Annotated in this window: 13 protein-coding genes; 7 read left to right on the top strand and 6 right to left on the bottom strand. The window is 70.2% G+C overall.

Annotated elements, in window-relative coordinates; translation table 11 throughout:
• The first annotated feature begins 36 nt into the window (after positions 1 to 36).
• Positions 37 to 1,560 carry an aldehyde dehydrogenase family protein gene (locus AB0M02_RS09010; protein ID WP_364223773.1) on the top strand — a complete coding sequence of 508 codons (1,524 nt, stop codon included), beginning with the start codon at positions 37 to 39 and terminating at the stop codon, positions 1,558 to 1,560.
• Positions 1,561 to 1,564: 4 nt separating this feature from the next.
• Entirely contained in the window at positions 1,565 to 1,936 is a 372-nt protein-coding gene (locus tag AB0M02_RS09005; protein ID WP_364223771.1) for a DUF779 domain-containing protein, read from the top strand.
• Here AB0M02_RS09005 and AB0M02_RS09000 read toward each other — a convergent pair.
• Positions 1,933 to 2,457, bottom strand: coding sequence for a GNAT family protein (locus AB0M02_RS09000; RefSeq protein ID WP_364223769.1), 525 nt, complete (start codon positions 2,455 to 2,457; stop codon positions 1,933 to 1,935). The two genes, AB0M02_RS09005 and AB0M02_RS09000, sit on opposite strands and share 4 nt — an antisense overlap.
• Positions 2,458 to 2,587: 130 nt before the next feature.
• Between AB0M02_RS09000 and AB0M02_RS08995 the strand changes: the two genes are divergently transcribed.
• Entirely contained in the window at positions 2,588 to 3,421 is an 834-nt protein-coding gene (locus AB0M02_RS08995) for a polysaccharide deacetylase family protein (protein WP_364223767.1), read from the top strand.
• A gap of 350 nt (positions 3,422 to 3,771) precedes the next feature.
• Here AB0M02_RS08995 and AB0M02_RS08990 read toward each other — a convergent pair whose 3' ends face one another.
• On the bottom strand, positions 3,772 to 4,134 hold the full coding sequence (locus tag AB0M02_RS08990; RefSeq protein WP_364223765.1) for a DUF3499 domain-containing protein: 363 nt from the start codon (positions 4,132 to 4,134) through the stop codon (positions 3,772 to 3,774).
• 310 nt (positions 4,135 to 4,444) lie between these two features.
• Between AB0M02_RS08990 and AB0M02_RS08985 the strand changes: the two genes are divergently transcribed.
• On the top strand, positions 4,445 to 4,810 hold the full coding sequence (locus AB0M02_RS08985) for a metallopeptidase family protein (RefSeq protein ID WP_364224507.1): 366 nt from the start codon (positions 4,445 to 4,447) through the stop codon (positions 4,808 to 4,810).
• A 40-nt stretch (positions 4,811 to 4,850) separates the two neighbouring features.
• On the opposite strand, the gene AB0M02_RS08980 is transcribed toward AB0M02_RS08985, so the two are convergent.
• From AB0M02_RS08980 to AB0M02_RS08970, 3 genes are all read right to left on the bottom strand, one after another.
• Complete coding sequence (locus tag AB0M02_RS08980; protein WP_015619224.1) at positions 4,851 to 5,108, bottom strand: WhiB family transcriptional regulator; 258 nt, start codon at positions 5,106 to 5,108, stop codon at positions 4,851 to 4,853.
• A 332-nt stretch (positions 5,109 to 5,440) separates the two neighbouring features.
• Positions 5,441 to 7,927, bottom strand: a complete 2,487-nt coding sequence (locus tag AB0M02_RS08975) for a bifunctional FO biosynthesis protein CofGH (RefSeq protein WP_364223763.1) — start codon at positions 7,925 to 7,927, stop codon at positions 5,441 to 5,443.
• 109 nt (positions 7,928 to 8,036) lie between these two features.
• Positions 8,037 to 8,942: a hypothetical protein gene (locus tag AB0M02_RS08970; protein WP_364223761.1), complete on the bottom strand. Its 906-nt coding sequence runs from the start codon at positions 8,940 to 8,942 to the stop codon at positions 8,037 to 8,039.
• A 104-nt stretch (positions 8,943 to 9,046) separates the two neighbouring features.
• Between AB0M02_RS08970 and cofD the strand changes: the two genes are divergently transcribed.
• Genes cofD through AB0M02_RS08955 form a run of 3 tightly spaced genes read left to right on the top strand, consistent with a single transcriptional unit; the run spans position 9,047 to position 11,573 of the window.
• Complete coding sequence (gene cofD / locus AB0M02_RS08965) at positions 9,047 to 10,003, top strand: 2-phospho-L-lactate transferase (RefSeq protein ID WP_364223759.1); 957 nt, start codon at positions 9,047 to 9,049, stop codon at positions 10,001 to 10,003.
• Entirely contained in the window at positions 10,000 to 11,022 is a 1,023-nt protein-coding gene (locus AB0M02_RS08960) for a coenzyme F420-0:L-glutamate ligase (RefSeq protein ID WP_364223757.1), read from the top strand. The genes cofD and AB0M02_RS08960 overlap by 4 nt, the downstream gene beginning before the upstream one ends.
• The gene (locus tag AB0M02_RS08955; RefSeq protein ID WP_364223755.1) at positions 11,019 to 11,573 is read left to right on the top strand and encodes an NUDIX hydrolase; all 555 of its coding nucleotides are present in this window, start codon (positions 11,019 to 11,021) and stop codon (positions 11,571 to 11,573) included. The genes AB0M02_RS08960 and AB0M02_RS08955 overlap by 4 nt, the downstream gene beginning before the upstream one ends.
• A gap of 60 nt (positions 11,574 to 11,633) precedes the next feature.
• On the opposite strand, the gene AB0M02_RS08950 is transcribed toward AB0M02_RS08955, so the two are convergent.
• Positions 11,634 to 12,737: a sugar phosphate nucleotidyltransferase gene (locus AB0M02_RS08950; RefSeq protein ID WP_364224505.1), complete on the bottom strand. Its 1,104-nt coding sequence runs from the start codon at positions 12,735 to 12,737 to the stop codon at positions 11,634 to 11,636.
• Positions 12,738 to 12,750 lie beyond the last annotated feature (13 nt).

Raw genomic sequence — 12,750 nt, 5'->3', positions numbered from 1 at the left:
CTACGGTCCCTGCCAGACCCCCAAGGAGGCAGGACCGTGACCATCTACACCCCGCCCGGTTCCGACGGCGCCATCGTCAGCTACCAGTCCCGTTACGACCACTACATCGGCGGCGAGTACGTCCCGCCCGCCAAGGGCCAGTATTTCGAGAACCCCAGCCCGGTCACCGGCCGGGCGTTCACCGAGATCGCCCGCGGCACGGCTGAGGACGTCGAGCGGGCCCTGGACGCCGCGCACGGCGCCGCACCCGCCTGGGGCCGTACGTCGCCCACCGAACGGTCGATCATCCTCAACAAGATCGCCGACCGGATGGAGCAGAACCTCGAGAAGCTCGCCGTCGCCGAGGCCTGGGAGAACGGCAAGGCGGTACGCGAGACCCTGGCCGCCGACATCCCGCTCGCGATCGACCACTTCCGCTACTTCGCCGGCGTGATCCGCGCGCAGGAGGGCACCGCGGGCGAGCTGGACGAGGACACCGTGGCGTACCACTTCCACGAGCCGCTCGGCGTGGTCGCCCAGATCATCCCGTGGAACTTCCCGATCCTGATGGCCGTCTGGAAGCTGGCGCCCGCCCTGGCCGCCGGCAACGCGGTCGTGCTCAAGCCGGCCGAGCAGACCCCGGCCTCGATCCACTACCTGTTCTCGCTGATCGGCGACCTGATCCCGCCGGGCGTCGTGAACATCGTCAACGGCTTCGGCGTGGAGGCCGGCAAGCCCCTGGCGAGCTCGAACCGGGTCGCGAAGGTCGCGTTCACCGGCGAGACCACGACCGGCCGCCTGATCATGCAGTACGCCTCCGAGAACCTGATCCCGGTGACCCTGGAGCTCGGCGGCAAGAGCCCGAACATCTTCTTCGACGACGTGAGCCGCGCCGACGACGACTTCTACGACAAGGCCCTCGAGGGCTTCACGATGTTCGCGCTGAACCAGGGCGAGGTCTGCACCTGCCCGTCGCGCGCCCTGATCCAGCAGAGCCACTACTCCGACTTCCTGGCCGCCGCCGTGAAGCGGACCGAGAACCTCAAGCAGGGCAACCCGCTGGACACCGACACCCAGGTCGGCGCGCAGGCCTCCAACGACCAGCTGGAGAAGATCCTGTCGTACCTGGACATCGGCCGTCAGGAGGGCGCCCGCGCGCTGACCGGTGGCGCCCGCGCCGAGCTGCCCGGTGACCTCTCCGGCGGCTACTACGTCCAGCCGACGATCTTCGAGGGCCGCAACGCGATGCGGATCTTCCAGGAGGAGATCTTCGGCCCGGTCGTCTCGGTGACGCCGTTCGCCGACTTCGACGACGCGATCAAGGTCGCCAACGACACCCTGTACGGCCTCGGCGCCGGTGTCTGGACGCGGGACATCAACCAGGCGTACCGGGCCGGCCGCGCGATCAAGGCGGGCCGGGTGTGGACGAACTGCTACCACCTCTACCCGGCACACGCCGCGTTCGGTGGCTACAAGCAGTCCGGCATCGGCCGGGAGAACCACCGGATGATGCTCGACCACTATCAGCAGACCAAGAACCTGCTGGTCAGTTACTCGCCCAAGGCTCTCGGCTTCTTCTAGGCCGATGGCGACGAGAGTAGACGTGACTCCCGCGGCCGCCGGCATGATGCGGCAGCTGCGGGAGCAACACGGCCCACTGATGTTCCACCAGTCCGGCGGGTGCTGCGACGGCAGCTCGCCGATGTGCTACCTGGAGGGCGAGTTCCGCACCGGCAGCTCGGACGTCCTGCTGCAGTCTCTGGCGATCGAGGGGGTGCCGGAGCCGATCACGTTCTGGATGTCGGCGAGTCAGTTCGAACTCTGGAAGCACACGCACCTGACCGTCGACGTCGTTCCCGGGCGCGGCGCCGGTTTCTCCCTGGAGGCGCCGGAGGGGGTGCGCTTCCTGATCCGTTCCCGCCTGCTCACCGAGGAGGAGCTGGCGGAACTCGCCTAAAGTTCGGGGGCCGGGTCGTCGCGCAGGCGGCTGTAAAGCATGCCGTCACGCCACTGCCCGGCCCTGAACTCGCACGCCCGGATCACGCCCTCCAGCTGGAATCCCGCCTTCACCAGGGACTTCTGCTCGGCGATGTTCTCCACATGCGTGGCTGCCTGCAGCCGTTGCACCGGCCAGTGCTCGAACAGGTATTCGGCGAGCATCGCCTGCGCGCGCCAGCCGATCCCGCGGCCACGGAAGTCCGGCAGCAGCAGGGCGCCGATCTCGATGTAGGTCCCGACCTCCGCGTAGCGTCCCTCGACGTAGGAGAGCAGCCCGGCCGCGGCACCGTCCACGTCGACGATCAGCCGGCCGTCGCCGGGCGCCAGGTAGCCGTCGGTGTCGAAGCGGCGCTGGATCTCGCCGGGGTCCCGGAAGCCGTGCCAGTCGAGGCCGACCAGAAACGGCTCGACCCGGAAGCGCTGAAGCATGGCCACGTCGTCGGCACCGACCGGCCGCAGATTGATATTGATTGCGGACACGGCGCGTGATTGTACGCTCACCAGGCTGAATACCTACGCGGTTTGTGCCAAAAAGTCGGCCCAGGACTGGCACATCGGGAGATTCCGAGGCATCGTCGGCAGTCGCCGACAAACCTGGGGAGGAACATCGATGCGGCTCTCCCGCACCCGAAAGGCGTTCGCGATCAGTGCGATTCTGATCATGACGGGCCTTCTCGGCCAGGCGGCTGCGGCCCAGACCACCTCATCGGCCGCCGAGACGCCACCGGTCGCTCTCGCCGCACCGTCGCCGTCACCGTCGCGAGCGCCTTCGCGGGTGCCCTCGCCGAAACCCACCGAGAAGGCGGCCGTCGTTCAGAAACGCGCCGCCAAGGCACGCACCGGCCCGGCCGGCAGCCGCCTGACCACCGGCAGCAGGAGTGTGGCGCTGACCTTCGACGACGGCCCCGACCCGCAGTACACACCGCAGCTCCTGCGCCTGCTCGCCAAGTACAGGGTCAAGGCCACCTTCTGCGTGGTCGGCCAGCAGGCGAAACGGCATCCGAACCTGATCCGCGACATCGTCAAGGCCGGGCACACGCTGTGCAACCACACGTGGAACCACGATCTCAAGCTCGGCAAGAAGCCAGTCGCCAAGATCAAGACCGACCTGGGCCGCACCAACGCCGCGATCCTGGCCGCCGCGCCCAAAGCGAAGATCCGCTACATGCGCGCTCCGGGCGGCAACTTCACGCCCGCGTTCGTCGCGACCGCACGCGGGATGGGCATGGCCTCCATCTACTGGAAGGTCGACCCACGCGACTGGGACCACGACAAGGGCGAGACGCACAAGGCGCACTGCAACAAGGTCATCCGGCTGGTGAAGAAGCACACGCGGCCGGGGGCGATCGTGCTTTCCCACGACTACGCACAGCCGGACACGATCAAGGCATACCGGACCTTGCTGCCGTGGCTCAAGCACAGATATCGGCTGGTCGCCCTTTAGGGGTACGCGTCAACGACAGCTCCCGTCCCTCACCACGCGACCGACCCGCCGGTCCAGACCGTGCCGCGCCCGCCGGGCGTGAGCGGTGGGTCACCCTCCCCGTGTGGAGTTCGGCCCCACTCCACACCCCAACTCCACACACCAGGCCGTCACCCCCGACGCGTGTGAAGTTCGGCCCCACTCCGCACCCCAACTCCACACACCACGCCGTCGCCCGCGACGTGTGTGGAGTTCGGCCCCACTCCACACCCAACTCCACACACCAGGCCGTCGCCCGCGACGTGTGTGGAGTTCGGCCCCGCTCCGCACCGCTAATCCACACACCGGGTCGTCGACGGTGGTGGGGGTGGTCAGTGGGAGGGTGGGATCACTCGGAGGTGGCCGCGACGGCCCGTCTGGTGGCCCGGAGCGTGCTCGGCCTCGTCCGGGCGGGGCGGCACCGGGCGAGCGGCCTCACGGACAGCCTCAGCGAGCGCAACGAGGTCGTCCGTGGTGGGTGGGGGCGGCGCGAAGTCGCCGTCGTGACGAACCAGTTCCCAGCCTCGGGGGGCGGTGAGGCTGCGGGCGTGCGGTTCGCACAGGTCATAGGTGTGCGGCTCGGCGAACGCGGCGAGGGGTCCGACCACGGCCGTGGAGTCGCTGTAGACGTAGGTCAGCGTGGCGACCGCCTGTCGGGGACAGCCGTTCCGGGAGCAGCGCCGTGGTGACCTCACGGCGGCACGTTATCTCCCCGCCCGCGATTCTGGGGAGTGTTGCCCCGCGACACGCCGACCGAGGGCGTATCACGATTCGGCCATGGTCGTTAGACACGCCGTCTCGTTGGGGCGAATCAAACGGTGAATTAACGCGCGGGACACACGACGCGACCCGCCTGAGCACGCTTGTCGCGCTGGTGGGGATACGCTGAACCGCGTGACCACCAGCCCCGAACGCCGCCGGACGGATCCGAAGGCGACCCGCGCCACCGGCCCGGGACATCCGGCCCGGCGCGACCGGCACGGGCGCGGCCTGCGCGGCCGCCTGGTGCCGGCGACCGTGCCGCTGGCGCGCACCAAGGCGGAGATCTTCGACGACCTGGTGCTGGACACCGTCGAGGGCCTCGAGCGGCGCTATGCGAAAGAGCTGGCCGGCGTCGAGTTCGCGGTCGAGGACGTGCCACCGGAGCTGAACGTCTACGACTCGGACGTGCTCGAGGACGGCGAGGTGCCCCTGGCCCGGCTGCTGCCCGGCCGCCCGGGGCGGCACGAGCTGCCGCCACGGATCGTGCTCTACCGTCGCCCGCTGGAGTTCCGGGCGATGGATCGCGAGGACCTCGCCGACCTCGTCCACGACGTGATCATCGAACAGGTGGCCAACCTGCTCGGCGTCGACCCTGACGAACTCGCATGAGCACCCCCCGATGCCCCGGCCGAGTCGCCAGGCGAAGCCTCTAGGCCACCCTGCGCTTCAGCTTGCGGCGCTCGCGTTCGGACAGTCCACCCCAGATCCCGAAGCGCTCGTCATGACCGAGTGCGTACTCCAGACATTCGGCCTTGACGTCGCAGCGGCCGCAGATGCGCTTCGCCTCACGCGTCGAGCCGCCCTTCTCCGGGAAGAACGCTTCCGGGTCGGTCTGTGAACACAGCGCCCGCTCCTGCCACTCGGGCGCGTCCCCGAGCAGGTCTACCCCTTCAACCTGCGCTTCCATCGGCGTGCCTCCATTTTCCCGCGCCGGCACAAGCCGACACTGACCCCCCACGCACGCGGCGTGTTTCTGTGGGTTCGACGCGAAAGTCCCACATCGTCCCCACAACCCCACCAAAATTACACGCGTGTAAGACGTGCGTCGTCAAGCCGAACCTGCTAAATAGGCCCGTTTCCCCGAAGCGCTGAGCGCACTCCACGGTCCCGTTCCTGCCCTATCTCCCGGAGCCACCGGAAGGTAACGCCAGCCCGGCCCCTCGCGTCCAATTTAACCCGTTTTGTGACTTAGGGGCAGGGGGTCCCCCGGTCCGGGTCCGCCGAATGGATCACGCCGGTTCACCGCCGGCCGTACACCGTGGTCCGCTCCACAGCGGGACGACCTGCGGCTGCGGCCAGTTCCTTGAGCTCCGCGACCGTCCTCGCGGAACCGTGCTCCGACCCGGCCATCCGCGAGATGGTCTCCTCCATCAGGGTGCCTCCCAGGTCGTTGCATCCACTGTTGAGCATCACGCGGGTACCCTCGTCGCCGAGTTTCACCCATGAGCACTGGATGTTGTCGATCCGGCCGTGCAGCAGGACCCGGGCCATCGCGTGCACCACCCGGTTCTCCCGCCAGGTCGGGCCCGGGCGGGCGATGCCGGCGAGGTAGATCGGGGCGTTGGTGTGCACGAACGGCAGCGCCACGAACTCGGTGAGGCCGCCGGTGACGTCCTGGATGCCGGCGAGCACCCGGAAGTGACCGAGCCACTGTCGAGGGTGGTCGACGTGGCCGTACATCATGGTCGAGCTGGACCGGACGCCGACCTGGTGCGCTGTGGTCACCACCTCGACCCAGGTGGCGGTCGGCAGCTTGCCCTTGGTCAGCACCCAGCGCACGTCGTCGTCGAGGATCTCGGCCGCGGTGCCGGGGATGGTGCCGAGACCGGCCTCTTTCAGCTCGGTGAGCCACTCGCGGATCGGCACACCCGCCTTCGCCGAGGCGGTGACGATCTCCATCGGCGAATAAGCGTGGACGTGCATCCCGGGCACCCGCTGCTTGACCGCGCGAACCAGATCGGCGTACGCGGTGACCGGCATCTTCGGATCGATACCGCCCTGCATGCACACCTCGGACGCGCCGTCGCGCCACGCCTCCTCGGCCCGGTCCGCCACCTGCTCCACCGACAGCCGATACGCGTCGGCGTCCTTCTCGCGCTGGGCGAACGCGCAGAAGCGGCAGCCCACGTAACAGACGTTCGAGAAGTTGATGTTGCGGTTCACCACGTACGTTATGTCGTCGCCGTTGACCTGCCGGCGGAGGTCGTCAGCGATCCGGGCCAACTCGTCCAGCGCCGGCCCGTCCGCCTCGAACAGGGCCATGGCCTTGTCCTCGTGCTGCGGCAGCAGGAGCGCGGCCGGGTCCTCGGAGGCCAGCATCAGGGCCGCCACGACGTCCGTGGGCATCGAGGCGGGCGCGCTCTTCACGTGCGCCGCCACCTCGTCCCAGTCGCCGTAGACGTCATCGAAGTCGGAGCGCCGGTCCCCCGTGCGGCCCTCGGTGTCGATGCTGGCGAAGAGGTCGACGCGGCCGCCACCGAACGCGTCGTCCGGCTCCTGCCACGGAAGCCCGGCCGGCAGCACGTCGGCGCCCAGCCCTTCGGGAGTCGCCAGGGCCGCAACGTGGGCCTTCAGCCGCGGGTCCAGCCACCCCTCGTCACCCCTGCGGACGTACTCCGGGTAGATCGTGAGGCGTTCTTTGAGGACAAATCCGGATTTAGCGGATTTCTCCGCAAGTAGATCGATCTGCGGCCACGGGCGCTCGGGGTTCACGTGGTCGGGCGTCACCGGGGAGACACCACCCCAGTCGTCGATCCCGGCACGCAGCAGCAGCGCGAACTCGTCGTCGATCAGGTTCGGCGGGGCCTGAATCCGCGCCCGCGGGCCCATGATGATCCGGCCGACGGCCACCGTGGCGGCCAGCTCCCGCAGCTCGGCGTCGGGCATGCCGCGCATCGCGGTGTCCGGCTTGGCGCGGAAGTTCTGAATGATCACTTCCTGGATGTGCCCGAACTCCCGGGCGGCACGGCGGATCGCAAACAGCGACTCGGCCCGCTCGGTGGCGTTCTCCCCGATCCCGATCAGGATGCCGGTGGTGAACGGGACACCGACCCGGCCGGCGTCGTCGAGGACCCGCAGGCGCACCGCCGGGTCCTTGTCCGGCGAGCCGTAGTGCGGGCCGCCCGGCTCGGACCACAGCCGCGTGGCGGTGGTCTCCAGCATCATCCCCATGCTCGGCGCGACCGGCTTGAGTCGCTGCAGCTCGGCCCAGCTCATCACACCGGGGTTGAGGTGCGGCAGCAGGCCGGTCTCCTCCAGCACCGCGATCGCGCACGCCCGCACGTAGTCGAGCGTCGAGTCGTAGCCACGCTCGTCCAGCCACTGCCGCGCGGCCGGCCAGCGCTCCTCCGGCCGGTCGCCGAGCGTGAACAGCGCCTCCTTGCAGCCCTGCGCGGCGCCCTGCCGGGCGATCTCCAGGACCTCCTCGCGCTCCAGGAACGCGGCCGGCAGGCGGTGCGGCACGGTGGCGAAGGTGCAGTAGTGACACCGGTCCCGGCAGAGCCGGGTCAAAGGGATGAAAACCTTGCGAGAGTACGTGACGACGCCGGGCCGGCCGGCCTCACGCAGACCGGCGTCGCGGATGCCGCCGGCGATGGACAGGAGTTCGTCGAACTGGTCCCCGGCGGCCGCGAGCAACGCGGTGGCCTCTTCGACGTCGATCGCTTTGCCGTCGGCGGCGCGGCGCAGAGCGCGGCGGATGCTCGCCTGGGTCGGTACCGGTTCCACGTTGACCTCTACCACGCAAAGCAGCCTAGGCCGGAATCGGCTCCGTTGCCCCCGTGGTCGCCGGGCACAGGAAGTGTCGTGAGACACGCTCCCGCACCCGGCGTGTCCGTCACCGGCGCGGCGGGTCCTGGTCGGCCGGGCCGAAGCCGGGCCGGTCGTCGGGGAGCTTCGTGGTGCGGTCCTCGGGCTGCGGGACCACCTGGGTGGGGTCCGAGAAGGGCGCGCCGGAGACCTGGGCGCCCGGCGCCGGAGCCCCGGAGGTGGGCGGGGCGGCGACCGGCGGTGTCGGCACCGGCGGCTGGTTCCAGCCGGGCTGACCAGCGGGCTGACCGTAGACGGGCGCGGCCGGAGCGCCCGGCTGCTGTCCGTAACCCGGCTGGGGCGGCGCGCCGAACGGCGGCGGCTGCGGCGCGAACGGCGGCTGGCCGGGAGGCGGGGTCTGCCCGTACGGCGGCTGGCCGTAGGGCTGGCCGTACTGGGGCTGCCCGTACGGCGGCTGCGGGTACTGGGGCTGGCCGTAGACACCGGGCTGCTTCGGCGGCTTGGGCACCGAGTAGAGCCCGCGCCAGATGTTCAGGACGGCCCACGCGGCCAGGGCCAGCACCGCGAGCCAGGCCACCCGGCTCAGCAACTCGGTGAAGGCGGCGCCGGGATCGTCGGAGGCGATGCTGCTGACACCGAAGAGCACGCCGAAGATGAGGCCGAAGAACGCGACGACCCCGTACTCCACCACGGCGGTCAGCACGATGATCCGCGCCTTCGGGTGGATCGGCTTCACGCCCAGCGCCAGGAGCACGGCCGCGAGTGGGAAGAAGATCGTCACCAGGTTCACGAAACTGCCGAAGCTGTATCGAGTACCGCCGACGAAGTCGGCACCGAACAGATCGATGACGGCGACGAAGAGCAGCACGGCCGGCAGACCGGCCAGCGCGTAGACGGCGAGGTCGCGCAGCGGCCGAAGGTACGGCTCTATCGGTTTGTCGCCCGCCGGCGTGGGCTGCGATCCAGTGGTCACGGTTACTCCCGGTGCGGTGATCGTGTTGGGCCCGTCGAGGTGGGCACAGCGTAAACCGATACCCGCAACCCGTCGGCACGACGCGGGTGCGCGAGGATGAGGTAATGCGGATCGTGGTCCTTACCGGGGGCATCGGCGGTGCCCGGTTCCTCCTCGGCGTGCGCGCGCACGCGCGTGCCATCGGCGCCGAAGTCACGGCGGTCGTCAACGTCGGCGACGACGTGCGCATGCACGGCCTGCAGATCTGTCCCGACCTGGACAGCGTGATGTACACGCTGGGCGGCGCCGCCGACCCGGAGCGTGGCTGGGGCCGCGTCGGCGAGACCTGGGTGGTCAAGGAGGAGCTGGCGAAGTACGGCGTCGAGCCGTCCTGGTTCGGTTTGGGCGACAAGGACACGGCGACCCACCTGGTCCGCACCACGATGCTGAACGCGGGATACCCGCTCTCCGCGGTCACCGCCGCCCTCTGCGAGCGCTGGCAGCCCGGCATCACGATGCTGCCCGCCACCGACGACCGGCTGGAGACCCATGTGGTCGCCGACGTCGAGGGCGAGCGCAAGGCGATCCACTTCCAGGAGTGGTGGGTGCGCTACCGCGGCGAAGTGCCGACACACCGCTTCGTCTTCGTCGGCGCGGAGTCGGCGAAACCAGCGGCGGGAGTCCTGGACGCCGTGGCGGGCGCCGACATCGTCCTGGTGGCGCCGAGCAACCCCGTCGTGAGCATCGCGCCGATTCTCGCCGTACCCCAGCTCAAGGAGGCCGTGGCGGACGGCCCGGCGCCGGTCGTCGGAGTTTCCCCGATCATCGGTGGCGCGCCCGTGCGCGGCATGGCCGACAGATGCCTCGCCACGCTCGAGGTCGAGGTGAGCGCGGCCGGCGTCGGCCGGATGTACGGCCCGCGCGCCGAGGGTGGCCTGCTGGACGGCTGGCTGGTCGACGAGTCCGACGCGGGCGCCGAGGTGCCCGGCGTGACCACCCGGGCGGTGCCGCTCTGGATGCGCGACGAGCAGGCGACCGCGCGGATGGTCGCGGCGGCCCTGGAACTCGGGGGTGTGCGGTGAGCGACGGTCTGGAGATCCGCCCGGTCCGCGGCATCGGCGACGTGACCGCCGGTGACGACCTGGCGGAAATGATCATGAAGGCCGCGCCGTGGCTGACCGACGGCGACGTGCTCGTGGTGACCAGCAAGATCGTCTCGAAGGCGGAGGGACGTCTCGTCGAGGTGCCCGCGGACGGCGAGGCGCGGGAGGCGCAGCGGCAGCGGGTGCTCGCCGGCGAGACCGCCCGAGTGGTGGCCCGCCGCGGTCCGACCACGATCGTGCAGACCCACCACGGCTTCGTGATGGCCGCCGCCGGCATCGACGCCTCGAACGTCGACAAGACCCACCTCGTGCTGCTCCCGGCCGACCCGGACGGCTCGGCCCGCGCCCTGCGCGACGAGTTCCTGCGCCGTGGCCTCGACGTGGCGGTCATCATCTCGGACACGATGGGCCGCGCCTGGCGCAACGGGCTGACCGATGTGGCACTCGGCGCGGCCGGGATCGAGGCGCTGCGGGACCATCGGGGTGAGATCGATCCGTATGGCAACGAACTCAGCCTCACCCAGATGGCCGTGGTCGACGAGCTGTCCGCCGCCGCCGAACTGGTCAAGGGCAAGCGCGACCAGGTGCCGGTGGCGGTCGTGCGCGGCTACCCGCGTACCGGCCCCGGCGAGGGTGCCCGCGTGCTCATCCGCGACGCCGAGAGCGACATGTTCAGCCTGGGCACCGCCGAGGCCCGCGCTCTCGGCCTCCGCGACGCCGCCGCCCTACCCCTCAACCAACCCCCGCGTGTGGATTTCGGCCCCGCTCCGCACCCCAACTCCACACGGAAGGTTCTTGAGGCGCTTGGCGGTACGGTGCCGCGGCACACTCTGCTGGCGGACGGCCGGTTGCGGCTCCACCCGGCGAGCGACTCGCCCGCCGATCTGATCCGCCTCGGCGCCGACGCTCAGCGGGTGCTCGCCGCCCTCACCGCCGAGGGCATGACCGGAACCGCCGAGGTCGACGACGAGGGCGTCACCCTGAGGATCGAGGCATGACCGATCTTTATCAGGACGCCGTCCAGGTGCTCGCCGCGTGGACGGCCACCTCCGACGAGGCGAACCTGGCGCGCAAGCGCACCCTGGACCTGCTCGCCGACGGCCCGGCCGCGATGACCCGCGCACACCGCGCGGGTCACGTCACCGCCAGCGCCCTGGTCGTCGACGGCACCGGCCGGGTCCTGCTCTGCCTGCACGGCCGGCTCGGCATGTGGATGCAGCTCGGCGGGCACTGCGAGGCCGGCGACACCACGCTCGCCGCCGCGGCGCTGCGCGAGGCCACCGAGGAATCCGGCATCCCCGGACTGACCGTCGACCCGGACCCGATCGACGTGGACGTCCACGAGGTCCGATGCGGCGCGGCCGACGGCGTACCGGCTTCACCGTCCGTGCACTTCGACGTCCGGTTCCTGGTACGCAGCCCGGCCGGCGCCACCGAACAGATCAGCGAGGAATCCACCGACCTGGGCTGGTTCACCGCGGACAACCTGCCGACCCCACTGGCCTCCGGCACCGACCGCCAGATCGCGCCCGCCCTCGCCCGCCTCTAGCCAGGCTTCGCAAAACGGAAATGCCGCCCCTTTCCGAAAGAGGCGGCATTTACAGCAGGGTTAGATGTAGCCGTGGTGGCCGAGCTCCTTCAGCTCGTCGACCAGGTGCTTGACCTCCTGCGCGCGCTCACGCGGGCACACCAGAACCGCGTCCGGCGTGTCCACGATGATCAGATCACGGACGCCGAGGGCCGCCACGAGACGACCCGAGTTGGGAAGCACGACCAGGCTCTCCGAGTCGCGCAGCAGCACGGTCGGCCGCTGCTCGAGGTCGGCGCCCGAGCCGACCACCACGTTGCCGGCCGGATCCGCGGTGAGCACCTCGCCGAGCGTGTGGAAGTCGCCGACGTCGTTCCAGCCGAAGTCACCGGGGATGGTGCCGACCCGGCCCGCCGAGGCCGCGCCCTCCATCACCGCGTAGTCCACCGAGATCCGCGGCAGGGTCGGCCAGACCTCGCCGAGCACCTCCTCGCGGGCAGCGGTGTCCCACGCCTGCGCGATCCGGCTGACACCGGCCGCGAGCTGCGGCTGTTGCCGGGACAGCTCGGAGAGGAACGTGTCGACCCGCCAGACGAACATCCCGGCGTTCCACAGGTAGTTGCCGGACTTCACGTAGCTCTCGGCCACGTCGTACGACGGCTTCTCCTTGAACTCCTCGACCTTCAGCGCACCCTCGCCACCGGCGGGACCGCCGCACTGCAGGTAGCCGTACCCGGTCTCGGGACGGGTCGGGGTGATGCCGAGCGTCATCAGCAGACCCTGCTGCGCGCCGGCGATCGCCTTGCGGATCACCGCGGCGAACTCGGCCGTGTCGGCGATCAGGTGGTCGGACGCGAACGAGCCCATGACCGCGTCCGGGTCGCGCCGGGCGATGACCGCGGCGGCCAGGGCGATCGCAGCGCACGAATCGCGCGGTGACGGCTCGACCAGGACGTTCTCGTCGGGGACCGCGGTGAGTTGCCGGGACACGGCGGCGGCATGTGCCACGCCGGTCACCACAAAGGTCCGTTCGGGGGAGGTCAGCGTGTCCAGCCGGTCCACCGTGGCCTGCAACAGGGAGGCCTCGGTGCCGGTCAGGGGGTGAAGAAACTTGGGATGACCGGCGCGGGACAGTGGCCAGAGTCGGGTTCCGGTGCCCCCGGCCAGAACCACTCCGTACAGCACGGCCTGTTCGTCG

It is taken from the genome of Actinoplanes sp. NPDC051861 (assembly GCF_040681145.1).
Lineage (GTDB): Bacteria > Actinomycetota > Actinomycetes > Mycobacteriales > Micromonosporaceae > Actinoplanes.
This window is presented reverse-complemented; position numbering and strand designations above follow the sequence as displayed.